Origin of the sequence: Pseudomonas sp. NPDC088368, assembly GCF_044753445.1 — a bacterium.
Classification (GTDB): Bacteria; Pseudomonadota; Gammaproteobacteria; order Pseudomonadales; family Pseudomonadaceae; genus Aquipseudomonas; species Aquipseudomonas bambusae.
Genome location: NZ_JBIVNG010000008.1, coordinates 190,129 through 208,017, shown reverse-complemented (window position 1 = coordinate 208,017; position 17,889 = coordinate 190,129). Strand labels below are relative to the sequence as shown.

Here is a 17,889-nt window from a genome sequence, read left to right as displayed (position 1 = left end):
CCTTGGCGCGTATCGCGCTCTCTGTCTAAAAGGTGCAGGCGACGCCGGATCAGGCAGCGTCAGCCCCCACGCGCAGGCGGTCATAGGCGAGCATTTCGTCGGCGTCCAACGCCACGATGTAAGGCTCGACCGGCTTCTTGAAACTGACCATGCGGCCGTCTTCGTCTTTCTTCAGGTGCGCATGGCAGAACCAGTCGCGGTCGTTGCGCAGTGGATGATCGACGCGGTGGTGGTAAAGGCCCCAACGGCTTTCAGTGCGATACAGCGAAGCCCGGGCGGCCATCTCGGCGCAGTCACGGATCACGCTGACTTCCATGGCGCGCATCAATTCGTGGGCGTTGTTGGCTTTCAGTTGGTCGAGATCGCGCCCGATGTCATCAAAGCGCTGCAAGCCGATCTGCATCTTTTTGGTCACTTTTGGCGGTTGCAGGTAGTCGTTCACAAAGCGCCGCAGTTTGTATTCGACCTGCGCCGGTGGCAGGCCGTGTTCGCGATCCAGAGGCGCATAGACCCGCGCCTTTTCGCGTTCTATCTGTTGCGCACTCACGCTGCTGAAGTCCCGCTCCGCGACGTAATCCGCCGCGTTGTTGCCGGCGAACCAGCCATAAGTGAACGCGCCGAGCATGTAATTGTGCGGGACCGCTGCCATGTCGCCCGCTGAATACAGGCCCTTGACCGACGTTTCCGCACGTTCGTTGACCCACACCCCCGAGGCGGAATGCCCGCTGCAAAAGCCGATTTCCGAGATGTGCATCTCCACCATCTGGCTGCGGTAATCGGTGCCGCGATTGGCGTGAAACTGGCCGCGGCTGGGGCGTTCGTTGCTGTGCAGGATCTCTTCGATGTTCTGGATGGTTTCTTCAGCCAGGTGATCGAGCTTGAGAAACACCGGACCGTTACCGCTTTCCAGCTCCTGATGGAACTCCCACATCATCTGGCCGCTCCAGTAGTCGCACTCGATGAAGCGGTCGCCCTTGTTGTTGGCCGTGTAGCCGCCCAAGGGGCCGGTCACGTACGCGCAAGCGGGGCCGTTGTAATCCTTGATCAGCGGGTTGATCTGGAAACACTCCAGATTCGCCAGTTCTGCACCGGCGTGATAGGCCATTGCATAACCGTCGCCTGCGTTGGTCGGGTTTTCGTAGGTGCCCATCAGATAACCCGATGACGGCAGGCCCAAACGGCCGGCGGCGCCGCAGCAGAGGATCACGGCCTTGGCTTTGATCACGTAGAAATCGGCGGTGCGACAGTCGAACCCCATGACGCCATTCACTGCACCTTCCTCATCGGTGAGCAAACGGGTGCAAACCACGCGGTTGGTGATGGTCACCCTTGCCCGCTTCAACTGGCGGTACAGCACTTTCTTGATGTCGTGGCCCTCGGGCATCGGCAACACGTAGGCGCCCATGTGGTGGACTTTCTTGACCGCGTAATCGCCGGTTTCGTCCTTCTCGAACTTCACGCCCCAGCGGTCCAGTTGCTCGATGGTTTCGTAGCTGTGGGTCGCATAAGCATGCACTGCCGCCTGATTGACGATGCCGTCGTTGGCGATGGTGATTTCCTTGGTGTACTGCTCAGGCGTGGCGTGGCCGGGAATCACGGCGTTGTTCAAGCCGTCCATGCCCATGCTGATGGCGCCGCTGCGCTTGACGTTGGCCTTGTCGATCAGCAGCACGCGCAGGTTGCGATTGCGTTCCTTGGCTTTGATCGCCGCCATCGGTCCGGCCGTGCCGCCGCCAATCACCACGATGTCGTATTCCTGTTCCAGCACTTGGCGCGTCATCACTGAGCCTCCGGGTGATGCTTGATCGCACCACTTGTCATAACGAGTTATGCCGTGAGGATAAAGAGCTTAAGCGCGGATGTAGAAATACCGTTTGGCTATAAGGTTATTCGTGAGCTCAGCTGGCGTAGGTCAACGGCAATTGGGTCGTGGACTTGATCTGCTCCATGGCGAAGCTCGAACTGATGTCGGTGATGCCCGAGAGTTGGATCAGCTTTTTATAGACCGCGTCATAGCCGGCAATATCAGGTACAACGATACGTAACATGTAATCCGTATCTCCTGCCATTCGGTAACATTCCACCACCTCGGGCAGCGTGGAGATCAGGTCGTGAAAGCGTCCAAGCCATTGGGCGTTGTGCTGATTGGTACGTATCGCAGCGAATACGGTGACATTGACGTTCAATTGACCGGGGTCCAGCAATGCAACGCGCCCCCTGATCATCCCCTGCTCTTCCAGTTTCTGAACCCGCCGCCAACACGCGGTGCTGCCCAAGCCAATGGCGTCGGCGATTTCTGCGATGGGACGGGTACAGTCGGCCTGAAGAATGCCGAGAATGGCCTGATCGAATTTATCCATCGTAGGGTGTCTACTCGAGTGAAGGTTATGACCAATGGCGATAAAGATAAGCCTAATCTCGCAGTCCACGAAACTTTATTCTCCATAGCGCGGGCAGATACGAAAAATATTCTAACCAGCCGCCCAATCAGCGTTCAGTAATCAATTTTTTTTCAGGTCCGCGCAGGTAATATTTTTCCCATTACGGACAGCGCGGATTTCTCCCCATGAGCACACTTCCTTGTTACTTCGATTACGCCGCCACCACCCCTGTCGATGACCGTGTCATCCAGGCGATGATCACCTGCCTCGGTCGCGAAGGCACCTTCGGCAACCCCGCCTCCAATTCCCACGCCTATGGCAATCTCGCCCGCCAGTCAGTCGAACTCGCTCGCCGTCAGGTCGCTGAGCTCGTCGGCTGTTCAGCCGATGCAATCATCTGGACCTCCGGGGCCACAGAATCCAACAACCTCGCGATCAAAGGGATCGCGCAACGTGCGCAGGGTCAGCGCCGTCACCTGATCACCAGCCGCATCGAACATAAAGCCGTGGTCGATACCGTACGCCAACTGGAACAGGCCGGTTTTCCCGTGACCTGGCTCGAACCCGACAGCGCCGGTTTGATCCGCCCCGACGCCGTTCGCGATGCCCTGCGGGATGACACGCTGCTGGCGTCGCTGATGCTGGTGAACAACGAACTCGGCACGCTGACCGACATCGCCACCATCGGCGAGATGCTCCGTGCTCAAGGCGTGCTTTTCCACGTCGACGCCGCACAAGGCGCAGGCAAGGTGGCCATTGATCTCAACGCCCTGCCTGTGGACCTGATGTCGTTCTCTGCTCACAAAATCTACGGCCCGAAAGGTATTGGCGCGCTGTACGTCGGCGAGCGTGCCCGTCCGTTACTCGAAGCGCAAATCCACGGCGGCGGGCACGAGCAGGGTTTCCGCTCCGGGACGCTGGCCACCCACCAAATCGTCGGCATGGGCGCCGCCTACGCGTTGGCCGCCGCTGAAATGCACGAAGAAGTCGCACGCATCGCCGCCCTGTCCGAACGTTTGCGGGAAGGCCTGCTGCAATTGCCCGGTGTCAGCCTGAATGGTGATCCGGATCAACGGGTCCCGCACACGCTCAACGTGTGCGTCGACAAACCGGGCTTCAACGCCTTGAGCCTGTCGAGCGACCTTGCAGTCTCGTCGACCTCTGCCTGCAATTCGGCAAGCAGCGGCGCCTCCCACGTCCTGCTCGCCATGGGCTTATCGCCTGCGCTCGCCAGCAGCAGCTTGCGCCTGAGCCTCGGTCGCTACACCGACGCGGCCGACGTCGACAAAGCCATCGCGGTCATTGCCGGGCGGGTCAACAGTCAGGCGACGACGTTCTGGTAAGACTTTGCGCCACGGCCATGCCTTCGCGCCCTCGTCTCTGGCACAATCGCCCATCGTTTTAGTCGAGACCGTCACGAGCATGGACCTGAACAGCGTTTATCAGCGCCTGAACACCGGCAGCAAGAAGTGGAGCCAGTACCCGGAAGACGTGTTGCCGATGTGGGTGGCAGACATGGATTTCCCAGTGGCCCCGCCCATCATGCAGGCGCTGAAGAACCGGCTGGAGCACCCGCTTTTGGGGTATTCCGTGGCGCAGGACACGTTGCGTCAGACGCTGGTCGAGCACTTGGCGCGTCAATACGGCTGGCACGTTCAGCCGCAGGATCTGGTGTTTTTGCCCGGTGTCGAACCGGGTGTGAACATGGCGCTGAACACGCTGGCGCCTCCGGGCAGTGGCGTAGTGGTGCAGACGCCCAATTATTCGCCGCTGCTCAGTGCTCCGGCGAACTGGAAACTGCCACGGGTAGACCTGCCTTTGCAGGCCGATGCGAACGGCGAATACCGGACTGACATCGGGGCACTGCACCACGCCCTACTCAGTGCCCGTACTTTTCTGCTCAGCAACCCGCACAACCCCATGGGCAAGGTCTTCGACCGCGAAGAACTCCAGGCCATCGGTGATGCGTGCGTGCGGCATGACGTGCTGATCGTTTCCGATGAAATTCACGCCGATATCCTGTTCGACGGGCGTCGCCACACGCCTATTGCGTCCCTGAGCGCCGAAATCGCTGATCGCACCGTGACGCTGATGTCGGCCAGCAAGGCGTGGAACATCGCCGGGATGAAAACCGCCTTCGCCATCATCCAGAACGCCGATCTACGCGAGCGCTTCAATGCTGGCCGACTGGGGCTGGTGGACAGCGTCAACGCCTTGGGGCTCGAAGCGACTCAGGCGGCCTACGGCCAGGGCGAAGCGTGGCTTAAGCAGGTCAACGCATATTTGCAGGACAACCGCGATTACCTGGTCCACGCCATCAAAAACCGTTTCCCCGGCATTCGCATGCACCTGCCGCAGAGCACCTATCTGGCCTGGCTCGACTGCTCGGCACTGGACATCCAGCATCCACAGGCATTCTTTCTGCGCGAAGCGAAAGTCGCGCTCAGTGACGGTCTCGAATTCGGCGAAGACTGTGGTCAGTTCGTGCGCCTGAACTTCGGCTGCCCTCGGCCGATGCTGGAAGAAGCGTTGGCGCGCATGGAGCGCAGTCTGCTGCCGCGCGCCTGAACTTCAAGGCTATCGGTTGGACGAGAACGCGACGGCATCGTGAGGATGCAGGCTTTCGAAGTGGCGCACTGAGACGCTGCTGGCGGCAAAGCGCCCCGCCAGCGCCTGCTGAACCTTTCGCGCGGCATCTTCGACGTACATCAGGTTCTGCCCGTTGAGACGGGCGAAGGCTTGCTCGTCGGCGCGCTTCACGGCGGTCTGCACCGGCGTGCCCAAGGCGTCTTCGATGACGTCGATCAACCCAAGCAGCCCCAGGCGCTCGGCGTCCTCATCGACATTCACCTGAACCCGCGCCACGCTGCGCTGGCTGTGCGGTGTCGCGTGGGAGCCATTCCGGCGAAGCCAGGTCGCCACGGCGTCGGCATCCACTGACCCTGAACCGAAATGCCCGGTGAACGCTTGCTCCAGCAATTGCCGCGACAGCGCCGCCGAGCACGGGCAGGTCGACGAATAGGTGACGTCCACGCTGACCGTCAGCGCGAGCCGCCCTTCCCTCCACTGCGCCTCAACCACCACCGGATAGGACTTCCATCCGCTCAACCCCTGCGTGATCAAGGCAGGCCGTTTGCTGAGCAATTCGAAGGACAAACACACGCTCGCCTGCGAGGAATGGCAATCGGCGTGACTGGACACCATCAATTGCAAGAGTGCGGCGAGGCTCGCCGGGCTGACGGCGTGGTGCTCGGCAAAGCGGTCGAGCAGCGTGTACAGCCGTGACATGTGAATGCCCTTGATCTGTGGCATCGGCAAATCCACCTGCAAATCCGCACGGGCATGAATCGGCGCGTTAATGCCAGGCTCATCGAGGATCAAAGGGATATCAATGCCTCGCATGCCGACCCAGTCCAGCGGCAGCAGCGATTGAGAGAATTCGGAGGAGGCAACGTCGGGAAGCGGAGTGTTCATGTAAGACAGGTTCTCGCAGCATCAGGACAACGCGAACCGGAGAAGGCTCGCCGCAAAGAGTTATAACATAACACTCGCGACATGCCCGATGACAACCAAAATCTGTGCATCAAACAAACGGGCGAGGCAACTGTGCTGCCTCGCCCGTATTTACTGTGTTTTTACTGTGTGACCCTTACACCTCAATACCCCAGCGAAAGACCGGTATTGCGACGCGGATCGTTCGCACCGTAGAAGCGGTTGTTGCCCACCGGCTTGCCACCCAGCGAAGGCGCGCCGACCAGAATGGCGGCCAAGTGGTTGGCGTCCTGTGGTGCGCCAAATTTGTGGCCCCAGCTTTCGAGGATCTTCTGCGTGTCAGGGCTGACGGCGAAGTTTTCGAGGTTGGTGGTTTCCGGCATCCATTGCTGGTGGAAACGTGGCGCGTCTACCGCTTCCTGGATGTTCATGCCGTAGTCAATGACGTTGAGCATGGTCAGCAAAGTCGCCGTGATGATGCGGCTGCCGCCCGGCGTACCGACGACCATTACGGCCTTGCCATCCTTGGTGACGATGGTCGGGCTCATCGACGACAGCGGCGTCTTGCCCGGGGCAATCGCGTTGGCTTCGCCCTGCACCAGACCGTACATGTTCGGCACGCCGACCTTGGAGGTGAAGTCATCCATTTCGTCGTTAAGGATCACGCCGGTCTTGCTCGCCATCACGCCCGCGCCGAACCAGTCGTTGAGGGTGTAGGTCACGGAAACCGCGTTGCCCCACTTATCGACGATGGAATAGTGCGTGGTGTTGTTGCCTTCGTGAGGCGCAACGCCCGGTTTGATGGCTTGGGAATCGCCGGCTTTTTGCGGTTCGATGGCGGCGCGCAGTTTCGTGGCGTAGTCACGGTCCAGCAGGTGCGCGATCGGGTTCTTCACGAAATCCGGGTCGCCGAGGTAGCTGTTGCGGTCCACATAGGCGTGACGCATGGCCTCGATCTGATAGTGCATGCCCTGGGCCGAGTGATAGCCCAGCTCCTTCATCGGGTAGCCTTCGAGGATGTTCATGATCTCGCAGATCACCACACCGCCCGAGCTTGGAGGCGGCGCCGAGACCACGTGGTAGCCCCGGTAATCGCACTCGATGGGCGCCAGTTCGCGGGTTTTGTACTTATCGAGGTCGGCCTGAACGATGATGCCCTTGCCCGCCTTGCTCGAATCGACGATGGCCTTGGCGACCCAGCCCTTGTAGAAACCGTCGGTCCCCTTGGCAGAGATTTCCTTGAGGGTTTTTGCCAGGTCCTTCTGCACCAGCTTGTCGCCAACCTGCATCGGCTGGCCTTTGTTCAGAAAGATCGGGGTCAGGTCCTTGTCAGCCTTGAACTCGTCGGTCGCGGTGTGCAGCAGATCGATGTCGCCCTGCTCCAGCGGAAAGCCGTTTTCGGCGAGTTTGATCGCCGGTGCAATGACCTCGGCGCGCTTCTTGGTGCCGTATTTGCTCAGCGCCATTTCCATGCCGGACACCGTGCCCGGTACGCCCACGGCCAAATGGCCCTTGGAGCTGAGGTCCGGAACGACGTTGCCGTCCTTGTCCAGGTACATGTTGGCGGTGGCGGCCTGCGGCGCTTTTTCACGGAAATCAAGGAAGGTCTTGCGGCCGTCCGCCAACTGGATGGTCATGAAACCACCGCCGCCGAGGTTACCCGCAGCCGGGTAAACCACTGCCAGCGCATAACCTACGGCAACGGCGGCGTCCACCGCGTTACCGCCGGACTTCAGCACATCGACGCCGACGTGAGTGGCCAGATGCTGCGCGGTGACGACCATGCCGTTTTCAGCGGCAACGGGGGCGACGGAGGCGGCGTAAGTGGAGGAAAACGCGAGGGTGAGCGAGGTCGCAATGAGCGACTTGGCCAAGGGTTCAAACTTCATGAGTCGACTCTCTTTCTTCTTTTGAATGTGGAACAGCATTGGCGGGTCGAGCCGGATGGGGACATGCCCTCTCACGACTCGCCCGGCATCCTTGCGACTGCAGATGCACATTTGTTGGAGCGCTGTTGCTAGCCACCCCGGCCCACGACAGTACCGGGGGGCCGCACCAAAATAGCGCAGCCAGAAGAATCAACCTAGAGCCAATGACAAGATATTTCAGAGAATCCTTAGAGCCGTTGCAAAATCTGACATGTAGGAGCGAATTCATTCGCGAGACGTCGATTAGGTCGATAGACATGTGCCGGATGTACTGGCCTCTCGCGACTGAATTCGCTCCCACAGAACAGTCAGGTCAGAACCAGCGATCGTTGCGTTTGCGGCCACGGGTCAGCGCTGGAAGGATCAGGCCCAAGAGCAAGCCTGCTCCGGCGATGCTGCCGCCGTAGACCATGTAACGCATCAGCACCTGATTGTTCTCGTCACCCAGCTTGGCCTGGGTCGAGCGCAGTTCCGACTGGGCGTCGGTCAACTGGGCGTTGAGGTCTTTGGTGCGGGCTTCGAGCTCGTCGACGAGTTTCTTGCGGGAGTCGAGGGTCTCCTGCATGCCCTGGACCTTGGTCTTCCAGTCGTCATCGATGGTTTTGAGTTGACCGCTGAGGTCGGCGACCTGCTGGGTCAGTTGCGGCAGCCGTTCGGTCTGGCCGGGGACTTCTTGAAGATCATTGGAGGGAATCCAGACGGTATCCCCGGAATTGCCGCGCACCTGGCTGTAATCGCCCTGGGTGTTGATCAGCTCGACTTTCTGCCCGGACTTCAGCGTGCCGACGATGCGATAGCCGTCGGTGGGGCCGCTGCGAACGTACGTGCTGAGGGTGTCGCTGACCCAACGGTCCTTGCCTTCGGCGTGGGCTTGGCCGGCGAGGCCGAAAGCGAACAAAGTGCCCATCAAACCGGCGCTGAGCAAACGGCGTCGAACGCCCGGCAGTGGTGAGATGAGGGAATCGGGAGCTGAAACAGGGCGAGATAGCGACATGGGGAATCTTCGACAAATAAAAAGAATGGCCGGATGGACGGGCCGCATGCGATGAACGAAACGTGGTCAACAGACCATTCAAATGATGTCAGGTTCACTGCGGGAGGGTGACGTTCGTCTGAGCGCCCGGGTTGATCCGTCGAAGCGGCGTAGAGGTTTGGCTGGGGACACAGAGGGAATCAGGCCGTCCAGACACCTGAAAAACAGCGTGGGAGACGCGGAAAGCGCGACGGCAACGAGGGTGGCGTATCAGTCAACCTCGCTGTGACTGATGAACCGCACTCGCTGCCGTCGTGCCCCCGACGGCTCCCACCGGTTGGGCGGCGCACCTTCGATTGCTTTAGCAGATGACTTTACTGGTCGCTCACCGGCTTCAAGACCACCACCGCCAACGGCGGCAGGTTCAAGGCCACAGAATACGCCTGCCCGTGGTTTTTGATTTCCTCGGCCATCACACCCCCGCCATTGCCGATGTTCGACCCCGCATACACCTCGGCGTCGGTGTTCAGCAACTCAGCCCATTTGCCACCAAACGGCACGCCTACGCGGTAATGCTCACGGGGCACGGGCGTCAGGTTCGCCACCACCAGCAGCGGCTCGCCGTCCTTGCTCCAGCGCAAATACGCGTACACGCTATTGCCCGCATCGTCACCGATGACCCATTGGAAACCCTGCGGCTGGCAATCCTGCTCGTACAACGCCTTCTCGGACCGATACAGCCGGTTCAGATCGCCCACCAGCGTGTGCACGCCTTTGTGGTCCGCGTAGTTAAGGAAGTGCCAGTCCAGCTCAGTGTCGTGGTTCCACTCGCGCCACTGCCCGAACTCGCAGCCCATGAACAGCAGCTTCTTGCCAGGGTGGGTCCACATGAAGGTCAAGTACGCCCGCAGGTTGGCGAACTTCTGCCAGCGATCCCCCGGCATCTTGTCGATCAGCGAATGCTTGCCGTGGACCACTTCATCGTGAGAAATCGGCAGGATAAAACGCTCGGACCACGCATACACCAGGCCAAAACTCAGGCGGTCGTGGTGATGCTGACGATGGATCGGGTCCTGCTCAATGTACTTGAGCGTGTCGTGCATCCAGCCCATGTTCCACTTGTAAGCGAAGCCCAGGCCGCCCTGTTGAGTCGGTTGACTGACGCCCGGCCACGCCGTGGATTCCTCCGCGATGACCAACGCCCCCGGCGCTTCCAGCGCGACCACGTCGTTCAGGTGACGCAGAAAATCGATGGCTTCCAGATTTTCACGACCGCCGTAGCGGTTCGGCACCCACTCCCCGGCTTTACGTGAATAGTCGCGATACAGCATCGACGCCACCGCATCCACCCGCAGGCCGTCGATGTGGAATTTCTTCAGCCAGTGCAGGCCGGAGGCGATCATGAACCCGTGCACTTCGGTGCGGCCCAGGTTGTAGATCAGCGTGTCCCAGTCCTGATGGAAACCCTCCTGCGGGTTGCCGTATTCGTACAGCGCCGTGCCGTCGAATTGCGCCAGGCCGTGGGTGTCGGTCGGGAAATGCGCAGGCACCCAGTCAAGAATCACGCCGATGTCGTTCTGGTGACAGGCGTTGACGAAGGCCGCGAAATCTTCTGGTGAGCCATAACGGGCGCTCGGCGCGAATTGCGAGAGCAGTTGATACCCCCAGGAACCGCCGAACGGGTGTTCCATGATCGGCATCAATTCGATATGGGTGAAGCCCAGCCCTTTGATGTACGGGATCAGCTCCCGCGCCAGCTCTTGCCAATTGAACGGACGATCCGGTTCGTCATCGCCGCCGTGGTGCCATTTCCAGGACCCGGCGTGCAATTCATAGATCGACAGCGGCTGATGCACATCCTGCTTGTCGCCACGGGCCTGCATCCAGTCGTTGTCCTGCCAGTCGAAGCTCAGGGGCGCAGCGACCTTCGAGGCGGTGTCCGGCGGCAGCTTGGTGGCCAGCGCCATCGGGTCGGCCTTCAGTGGCAAGACGCCGTGCTGGCCGAGGATTTCATATTTGTAGGCTTCACCGGGGCCCAGGCGCGGGATGAAAATTTCCCACACGCCGGACGGGTAACGCACACGCATGGGGTGACGGCGGCCATCCCAGCTGTTGAAATCGCCGACAACCGAAACGCGACGGGCATTCGGCGCCCACACCGAGAAACGCACGCCGTTGACGCCGTCCACGGAAGTGACCTGTGCGCCCAGCGCGCTGCTCAGGTCGCGGTGATTACCTTCGGCAAACAGGTACAAGTCCATCTCGCCGAGGAGTTGGCCAAAGCTGTACGGGTCTTCGGTGATCTGCTCGCCGGTGGCCCAGTTGATCTTCAACAGGTACGGCTCTCGCACCGGAAAGTGCCCGGCGAAAAAGCCGGGTTTGTCGCTCATGCTCAGTTCGCCCAGATCGCGTTCACCGTCACGGGACAGCACGCGCACGCCCAATGCATTGGGCAGGTAGGCGCGGATCACCTGGCCATCCTTGCCGTCGCTGTGAGGGCCGAGCATGGAGAACGGGTCGCGGTGTTCGGCGCGGATCAACGCGTCCATGTCGCCGGCGTTGGGCAGCACATTTTGGTTGCCTTTACCGAATGGGTCAGACGCACTCATTTTCATTCTCCATCAGACAAGTCCAGCAGCCCACGTAGACCTTGAAGCGGTACCGACAACCAGGTCGGCCGATTCTCGGCCTCATAGGCCACTTCATAAGCCGCTTTTTCCAAAGTGAACAGCGCCAGCGCGGCCGCCTCCCCTTTGGTGTCTTTCCAGGCGTGGGCAACGTCGACGGTAGCTGTTTTGTAAGCCCCGAGAAACGCGTCCCGCGCCTGTCTCAAATACGTTTCGGCCACATGCTTGCGCGCGGCCTCTGCCTGAGGCGAGCTATCCGCACTCTGGGCATTGCGTACCGCCATGGCGGCAGCGTAGTCGAAAGATCGCAACACGCCGCTGACGTCTTTGAATGGGCTGTACTTCGCGCGACGCTCCTGCAGCGGACGCGCCGGTTCACCCTCAAAGTCGATCAGGTACGCATCGCCTTTCACCACCAGCATCTGGCCCAGGTGCAAGTCACCGTGAACCCGCATGCGCAGGCCGCCCACCGATTGTTTGGACAGGCTCTGCACCTGTGCCAGCAGCGGTTTGCGTTTACCCAGCAATTCACTGACCAATTGCTGATCGCCGGGTTCAAGGGTATTGCGATGCTGTTCGAGCAAGTCCAGCGCGCGCTCGATCTGCGCCCCGACGCTTTTGGCCGACGCCTGACTGTCCTTGACGCTGGTGACCTCGGTCTTGAAGTCGGGATTGTCGGTCGGCGCGCTCAGCACCACGTGCATTTCACCCAACCGTTGTCCTAGCAATCCGGCGAAATCCTTGAGTTCCAACAAGGCATTGGCGTGCTGTTCCGCCGATGACGAACCGTGAGCCATGTGATCGCGCACAGCGCGTTCGAGGTTGTTCTGGGTCCATTCCCACGCGTCCCCCTGATTGCTCAGATACCCCTGAGCGATCATCAGCAGATTGCTCTCGCCCGCCTTGTCGACCCGCACCACCGCGCCAAGCAGCGGCGAGATGTGTTCGTAGCCGGCTTCGGTAAGGTACGCGCCCATTTCCAGTTCGGGGTGCGTCCCGGCCGCCACGCGACGGATCATCTTCAGCACCAGCGCGTTGCCGACCACGACCGAGCTGTTGGATTGCTCGGCGGACAGATAGCGCACTTCAGATTCGCCGTTCAGTCCCAGCGCCGCCAGTTTCGAGGTCTGCTGAAAACGCAGCTCGCCATCGTCGGTGGGCAATGCGGTCTTGTCCTGCATGCCTTTGATCACGGCGCGAATGAACGGCTCCAGGGTGAACGCATCGGTAATCAAGCCGACTTGACGCCCACGACGCACGCGGGCCAGGGCCAATTGCTGCGGCAGCGCGCTGCTGAAATCATCTTCGGCGAGGAAGCCGAACGGCAGCTGATACCGCGCCACATCGCTGCCCGACGTGACCTCGATTTCGCTGAGCAGCACCGGGCGTTCGGCCGTGCCGAAGCGTACGGCGTAAGCGATGTGCACGTTGTCGATGGCCGTGCCCTTGCCCGCGAACCAGCGGCGTTTGGGCAAGTAGACCGACAACGAGGTCTGTTCCATGGTCTGGCGCAGCGGTTCGTCCAGCAGTTCTTCCAGACGTTGCTTGAGCACCAGGGTGGGGAAATCCGGCATGCTTTCGGCCGGTTCGACGTGCCAACTGGGCATTTGATTCTCCGCGGCCAGCACGAACCAGTAGAAGCCATACGGCGGCAACGTCAGCAGGTAATTGAGCTGGCCAATGGGTGGAAAGGCGCTGCCGCCCAGCATCTCGACTGGCACCGTGCCCGCGTAATGGGACAGTTCCAGTTCGGCCGCCTGGGAAGCGGCGGAGACGTTGGCGACACACAGGATGATTTCAGTCTTGCCGTCCGGCCCCGTGTATTCGCGGGTGTAGGCCAGAATGCGGCGGTTGCTCGGCGAAAGCATTTTCAGTGTGCCCCGGCCGAACGCTTTCTGCTGTTTGCGCACGGCGAGCATGCGCCGGGTCCAGTTGAGCAGCGAATGCGGGTCGTGGTCCTGAGCTTCGACGTTGACCGACTGATAGCCGTACAGCGGGTCCATGATCGGTGGCAGCACCAGACTCGCCGGGTTGGCCCGGGAGAAGCCGCCGTTGCGGTCGATGGACCATTGCATCGGCGTGCGCACCCCGTCGCGGTCGCCAAGGTAGATGTTGTCACCCATGCCGATTTCGTCGCCGTAATACAGGGTCGGCGTCCCTGGCATGGACAACAACATGCTGTTGAGGAGCTCTACGCGGCGGCGGTCGCGTTCCAGCAGTGGGGCCAGACGACGGCGAATGCCAAGGTTAATGCGCGCACGGCGGTCGGAGGCGTAGTAGTTCCACAAATAGTCGCGCTCACGGTCGGTGACCATTTCCAGGGTCAGCTCATCGTGGTTACGCAGGAAAATCGCCCACTGGCAGTTTTCCGGGATTTCCGGGGTCTGGCGCAGGATGTCGGTGATCGGGAAACGGTCTTCCTGCGCCACGGCCATGTACATGCGCGGCATCAGCGGGAAGTGAAAGGCCATGTGGCATTCATCGCCGTCCTTGCCTTTGCGATCCCCAAAATACAGCTGCGTGTCTTCCGGCCATTGATTGGCCTCGGCCAGCAGCATGCGGTCGGGGTAGTTGGCGTCGATCTCGGCACGAATCTGCTTGAGGACGTTGTGGGTCTCTTGCAGGTTTTCGTTGTTGGTGCCGTCGCGTTCGATGAGGTACGGAATCGCGTCCAGACGCAGGCCGTCGATGCCCATGTCCAGCCAGTAGCGCATGACTTCCAGCACCGCTTTCATCACCTGCGGGTTGTCGAAGTTCAGGTCCGGCTGGTGGGAATAGAAGCGGTGCCAAAAGTACTGCCCGGCGACCGGGTCCCAGGTCCAGTTGGACTTTTCGGTGTCGAGAAAGATGATCCGGGTGCCGTCGTATTTCTGGTCGTCATCGGACCAGACGTAAAAATCCCGCGCCTTGGAGCCCTTCTTTGCGTGTCGGGCCTTCTGGAACCACGGGTGCTGGTCCGAGGTGTGGTTGATGACCAACTCGGTGATCACCCGCAGCCCGCGCTTGTGGGCTTCGGCAATGAATTTCTTGGCGTCCGACATGTTGCCGTAATCGCTGTGAATCCCGCGATAGTCGGAGATGTCGTAGCCGTCGTCGCGCCGGGGCGACGGGTAAAACGGCAGCAGCCAGATGGTGTTGACGCCCAGCTCGGCGATGTAATCGAGTTTGGCGATCAGGCCTGGAAAGTCGCCGATCCCGTCATCGTTGGAATCGAAATACGACTTCACGTGCACCTGGTAAATCACCGCGTCCTTGTACCAGAGCGGGTCTTCGATGAAGGCAGCGTTGCGGGGTTTCTTTGCCATGACCACGTCCCTTGAATTATTGGTTTGGCGCCTTGATGCGCCAGATGCCAAACGGCTGATAGTTCGGGTCGATGCGCATGAACTGCGTTTTGCCGTACCAGGTCCAGGAGTGGCCGGTCATCAGGTCTTCACCCAGGGTCGCCGCGTCATCCGCCAAGCCCATTTCCCACAACGGCAGCTCGAAATAGGCTTCCTGCGCGTTGCGCGGATCGAGGCTGACGGCCACGAGGACGAAATTGCTGCCGTCCGCGCTGCGTTTGCCGAAGTACAGAATGTTGTCGTTCCAGGCGTTGTAGATGCGCAGGCCCAAGTGCGATTGCAGCGCCGGGTTCTGACGACGGATGCGGTTCAGCTGTGCGATCTCGGCAATGATGTTGCCGGGTGCGGTGTAGTCCCGAGGGCGAATCTCGTACTTCTCGGAATCCAGGTATTCCTCTTTGCCCGGCACCGGGGCCGACTCACAGAGTTCAAACCCGGAATACATGCCCCACAGCCCCGACCCCATGGTTGCCAGCGCGGCGCGGATCAGGAAGCCCGGACGCCCTGAGTCGTGCAGGAAGTGCGGGTTGATGTCCGGCGTGTTGACGAAGAAGTTCGGCCGGTAGCATTCGCGCCACGGCGACTCATTGAGCTGGGTGAAATACTCGGCCAGCTCGGCCTTGGTGTTGCGCCAGGTGAAGTAGGTGTAGCTCTGGGAGTAACCGACCTTGCCCAGGCGCGCCATCATCGCCGGCTTCGTGAAGGCCTCGGCGAGGAACATCACGTCCGGGTGCTGCGCACGAATGTCAGCGATCATCCATTGCCAGAACGGCAATGGCTTGGTGTGCGGGTTGTCGACGCGGAAGATCTTGACGCCCTCCTCGACCCAGCCAAGGACCACATCGCGCAGTTCCAGCCAGAGGCTAGGGATCGCATCCGGCGCGTAGAAGTCGACGTTCACGATGTCCTGGTATTTTTTTGGCGGGTTTTCCGCGTAACGGATCGTGCCGTCCGGGCGCCACGAGAACCAGCCCGGATGCTCCTTGAGCCACAGGTGATCCTGGGAGCACTGGATCGCGAAATCGAGGGCGATTTCCAGGCCGTGCTCGGCAGCCGCAGCGACCAGATTGCGGAAGTCTTCACGGGTGCCCAATTGCGGGTGGATCGCGTCGTGACCGCCATCCGCACTGCCGATGGCGTACGGGCTGCCCGGATCGTCGGGACCGGCTTTCAGCGAGTTATTAGGGCCTTTTCGGTGCGCGCGGCCAATCGGGTGAATCGGCGGGAAATACAGCACGTCGAAACCCATGTCGCGAATCATCGGCAAGCGGCTGTGCACGTCGTTGAAGGTGCCGTGGCGATGTTTATCGTCGGTGATCGAGCGGGGAAACAGCTCGTACCAACTGGCGAACTGCGCCAGTTCACGTTCCGCATCCAGCGGGAATTCAAGGCTGCGGCTGAGGAACGCGTGATTGTCGGCCTGCGCCATGATCGCGGCGGTTTCACTGTGCAGCAGCACGGTGACCTGCGCTTCATGTTCGGTGTTCTCGCCGAGACGTTTCAGCAGGCTATCGATCTGCCCTTTGAGTTCGTTCTGGCTGCGTTCGCTGGCATGCACGAGGTGCAAACGCCCTTCTTCCAGCTCCAGACCGACCGGCACACCGGCGGCGTATTTTTTCTCCAGCTCATAGCGATAGCTGGCGAATTGATCGATCCAGGCTTCCAGGCGAAACAGGTAGCGGCTGACTGAGGTCGGGGTGAACTCACCGATCCAGCTGTCATTGCCCAGTTCGCGCATCGGCGCCTGATGCCATTCCTGCTCGTCGGCGGCGCGGTAACGGATGCGCACGGCCATTTTGTCGTGGCCATCGGCGAACACCTTGCTGGTGACCGTTACGGGTTGCCCGGTGATGGCTTTGGCCGCCAATTGCCCGTGCTCAAGCACCGGCTGCGTGTCTTCGATGACGATCCGCGGCAGTTGCAGGGCCTGGGTCAGGGATAAAGGCTGGGTTGGGTGTGGAACATCGGTGGCCAGGGAATCCGGGCCGTATGGCTGATCAGCAGTCACATTCATCGAGCATCACTCCTCACGCCCCAGGGACGCTCCTTGTACAAGTCCGTAATAGTCCATTTCGTCGACACTTCATCCTTGATCTGCATGCGTCCGACCTCGGGGCAGGTGTGCCCGAATCTGGCCGCATAGGTTCCGAACGCCAGTTTCGGGGAAAAGTTCAAAGAGCTTGCGCGGCAAAAAATCGATCCGTTGGCAGCTTAGTCGTGGGCTGGCAAACCACCGGGAAATTGCGCTGAATCATTCAATCCGACTCACTGTCGAACTCACCGAGCGCGCAGAAAAAACCGGCACGATTGCCTCTTGCGACCTGCGCCAAAGGAAGGTGAAGCAATGACCATTCCCGTTCCCGCTGAAACGCCCGATCCGAACATCGATGATCCGGAACTGCCGGTGCCGAAACCTGAAGAACCGCCTCCGCCGACCATGCCGCCTGTCATCGAACCGCCCAAGGGCGACCCGCCCAGTCAGGAGCCGCCTGCGGTACTGGGTGAAACGTTTCCAGAATGATTGAATGAAGAAGCCCTGAGTGCGCGCCGTCGCGCTCAGGGTTGGTGCGAATCACCGCCGGTCTTGCGGGCCGGGTCCTTGTCCCGCTCCTCGGGCGGGTCGAACCGATCAACGATCAGCGGCATCAAACTGAAAATCCCCAGCGCCAAGAGCGTGCTGAGTACGGCAGTCGCTTCCCGGCCCATGCCAGCGGCGATGCCAATGGCCGCCGTCATCCACAACCCCGCTGCAGTGGTCAGGCCTTTCACTTGATGGGTGTTGAGTTTGTCGCCCTTGAGGATGGTGCCCGCGCCGAGAAAGCCAATCCCGGCGACGATGCCTTGCACCACCCGGCTCAACGCAGCGTCATCCGCGCCCGCCAGTCGCGGCACCAGAACAAACAGCGCCGCGCCCATGCAGACCAGCATATGGGTGCGCACCCCCGCTGCCTTGCCTTTGTGCTCGCGTTCGAAACCGAGAATCCCGCCCAGTACGGCCGCGATCACCAGCCGCACACTCACCCGCGTCAGTTGGGACGCATCAGTGATGTCTGAGAACTCGGAACGCAACGTCTCGACGACTTCCTGCCACCAACCGTTCATGACGGGTCTTCCTTGCCTGGGATGCGGTGATCAATGGACCAC

At 60.7% G+C, this 17,889-nt stretch carries 12 protein-coding genes; 3 read left to right on the top strand and 9 right to left on the bottom strand.

The annotated features are described in order from the left end of the window. Positions 1-49: 49 nt before the first annotated feature. Both ACIQAL_RS19005 and ACIQAL_RS19000 read right to left on the bottom strand, forming a co-directional pair. Positions 50-1,780, bottom strand: a complete 1,731-nt coding sequence (locus ACIQAL_RS19005; RefSeq protein WP_401148247.1) for a fumarate reductase/succinate dehydrogenase flavoprotein subunit — start codon at positions 1,778-1,780, stop codon at positions 50-52. 118 nt (positions 1,781-1,898) lie between these two features. After that, complete coding sequence (locus tag ACIQAL_RS19000; protein ID WP_401148245.1) at positions 1,899-2,360, bottom strand: Lrp/AsnC family transcriptional regulator; 462 nt, start codon at positions 2,358-2,360, stop codon at positions 1,899-1,901. Positions 2,361-2,566: 206 nt separating this feature from the next. On the opposite strand from ACIQAL_RS19000, the gene ACIQAL_RS18995 reads away from it, so the two are divergent. Both ACIQAL_RS18995 and ACIQAL_RS18990 read left to right on the top strand, forming a co-directional pair. After that, complete coding sequence (locus tag ACIQAL_RS18995; RefSeq protein WP_401148243.1) at positions 2,567-3,724, top strand: aminotransferase class V-fold PLP-dependent enzyme; 1,158 nt, start codon at positions 2,567-2,569, stop codon at positions 3,722-3,724. A 79-nt stretch (positions 3,725-3,803) separates the two neighbouring features. After that, complete coding sequence (locus ACIQAL_RS18990; RefSeq protein ID WP_401148240.1) at positions 3,804-4,949, top strand: MalY/PatB family protein; 1,146 nt, start codon at positions 3,804-3,806, stop codon at positions 4,947-4,949. Positions 4,950-4,958: 9 nt separating this feature from the next. On the opposite strand, the gene folE2 is transcribed toward ACIQAL_RS18990, so the two are convergent. From folE2 to ACIQAL_RS18960, 6 genes are all read right to left on the bottom strand, one after another. Continuing rightward, positions 4,959-5,855 (bottom strand): GTP cyclohydrolase FolE2, encoded by an 897-nt coding sequence (gene folE2 / locus ACIQAL_RS18985; protein ID WP_401148237.1) that lies wholly within the window; start codon positions 5,853-5,855, stop codon positions 4,959-4,961. Between the two features lie 182 nt (positions 5,856-6,037). After that, entirely contained in the window at positions 6,038-7,762 is a 1,725-nt protein-coding gene (gene ggt / locus ACIQAL_RS18980; protein ID WP_341957867.1) for a gamma-glutamyltransferase, read from the bottom strand. A gap of 352 nt (positions 7,763-8,114) precedes the next feature. Next, positions 8,115-8,795, bottom strand: coding sequence for a TIGR04211 family SH3 domain-containing protein (locus ACIQAL_RS18975; RefSeq protein ID WP_401148233.1), 681 nt, complete (start codon positions 8,793-8,795; stop codon positions 8,115-8,117). Positions 8,796-9,148: 353 nt separating this feature from the next. Then, the gene (gene glgB, locus ACIQAL_RS18970) at positions 9,149-11,383 is read right to left on the bottom strand and encodes a 1,4-alpha-glucan branching protein GlgB (protein WP_401148230.1); all 2,235 of its coding nucleotides are present in this window, start codon (positions 11,381-11,383) and stop codon (positions 9,149-9,151) included. Between the two features lie 2 nt (positions 11,384-11,385). Beyond that, the gene (gene treS, locus ACIQAL_RS18965) at positions 11,386-14,706 is read right to left on the bottom strand and encodes a maltose alpha-D-glucosyltransferase (protein ID WP_401148228.1); all 3,321 of its coding nucleotides are present in this window, start codon (positions 14,704-14,706) and stop codon (positions 11,386-11,388) included. Positions 14,707-14,722: 16 nt separating this feature from the next. After that, positions 14,723-16,759, bottom strand: coding sequence for an alpha-1,4-glucan--maltose-1-phosphate maltosyltransferase (locus ACIQAL_RS18960; protein WP_401148225.1), 2,037 nt, complete (start codon positions 16,757-16,759; stop codon positions 14,723-14,725). Positions 16,760-17,089: 330 nt separating this feature from the next. Here ACIQAL_RS18960 and ACIQAL_RS18955 point away from each other — a divergent pair, with 330 nt between their 5' ends. Further along, positions 17,090-17,266, top strand: a complete 177-nt coding sequence (locus ACIQAL_RS18955; protein ID WP_401148223.1) for a hypothetical protein — start codon at positions 17,090-17,092, stop codon at positions 17,264-17,266. Positions 17,267-17,301: 35 nt separating this feature from the next. On the opposite strand, the gene ACIQAL_RS18950 is transcribed toward ACIQAL_RS18955, so the two are convergent. Next, a complete protein-coding gene (locus ACIQAL_RS18950; protein WP_401148221.1) occupies positions 17,302-17,847 on the bottom strand; it encodes an MgtC/SapB family protein in 546 nt (181 codons plus the stop codon). Positions 17,848-17,889: the final 42 nt, after the last annotated feature.

Excerpts from the sequence above, each read along its gene's own strand:
- ACIQAL_RS18960 (WP_401148225.1), bottom strand. The coding sequence starts at position 16,759 with ATGAATGTGACTGCTGATCAGCCATACGGCCCGGATTCCCTGGCCACC.
- ACIQAL_RS19005 (WP_401148247.1), bottom strand. The coding sequence starts at position 1,780 with ATGACGCGCCAAGTGCTGGAACAGGAATACGACATCGTGGTGATTGGC.
- ACIQAL_RS18950 (WP_401148221.1), bottom strand. The coding sequence starts at position 17,847 with ATGAACGGTTGGTGGCAGGAAGTCGTCGAGACGTTGCGTTCCGAGTTC.
- ACIQAL_RS19000 (WP_401148245.1), bottom strand. The coding sequence starts at position 2,360 with ATGGATAAATTCGATCAGGCCATTCTCGGCATTCTTCAGGCCGACTGT.
- ACIQAL_RS18955 (WP_401148223.1), top strand. The coding sequence starts at position 17,090 with ATGACCATTCCCGTTCCCGCTGAAACGCCCGATCCGAACATCGATGAT.
- ACIQAL_RS18990 (WP_401148240.1), top strand. The coding sequence starts at position 3,804 with ATGGACCTGAACAGCGTTTATCAGCGCCTGAACACCGGCAGCAAGAAG.
- ggt (WP_341957867.1), bottom strand. The coding sequence starts at position 7,762 with ATGAAGTTTGAACCCTTGGCCAAGTCGCTCATTGCGACCTCGCTCACC.
- ACIQAL_RS18995 (WP_401148243.1), top strand. The coding sequence starts at position 2,567 with ATGAGCACACTTCCTTGTTACTTCGATTACGCCGCCACCACCCCTGTC.
- treS (WP_401148228.1), bottom strand. The coding sequence starts at position 14,706 with ATGGCAAAGAAACCCCGCAACGCTGCCTTCATCGAAGACCCGCTCTGG.
- folE2 (WP_401148237.1), bottom strand. The coding sequence starts at position 5,855 with ATGAACACTCCGCTTCCCGACGTTGCCTCCTCCGAATTCTCTCAATCG.
- ACIQAL_RS18975 (WP_401148233.1), bottom strand. The coding sequence starts at position 8,795 with ATGTCGCTATCTCGCCCTGTTTCAGCTCCCGATTCCCTCATCTCACCA.
- glgB (WP_401148230.1), bottom strand. The coding sequence starts at position 11,383 with ATGAGTGCGTCTGACCCATTCGGTAAAGGCAACCAAAATGTGCTGCCC.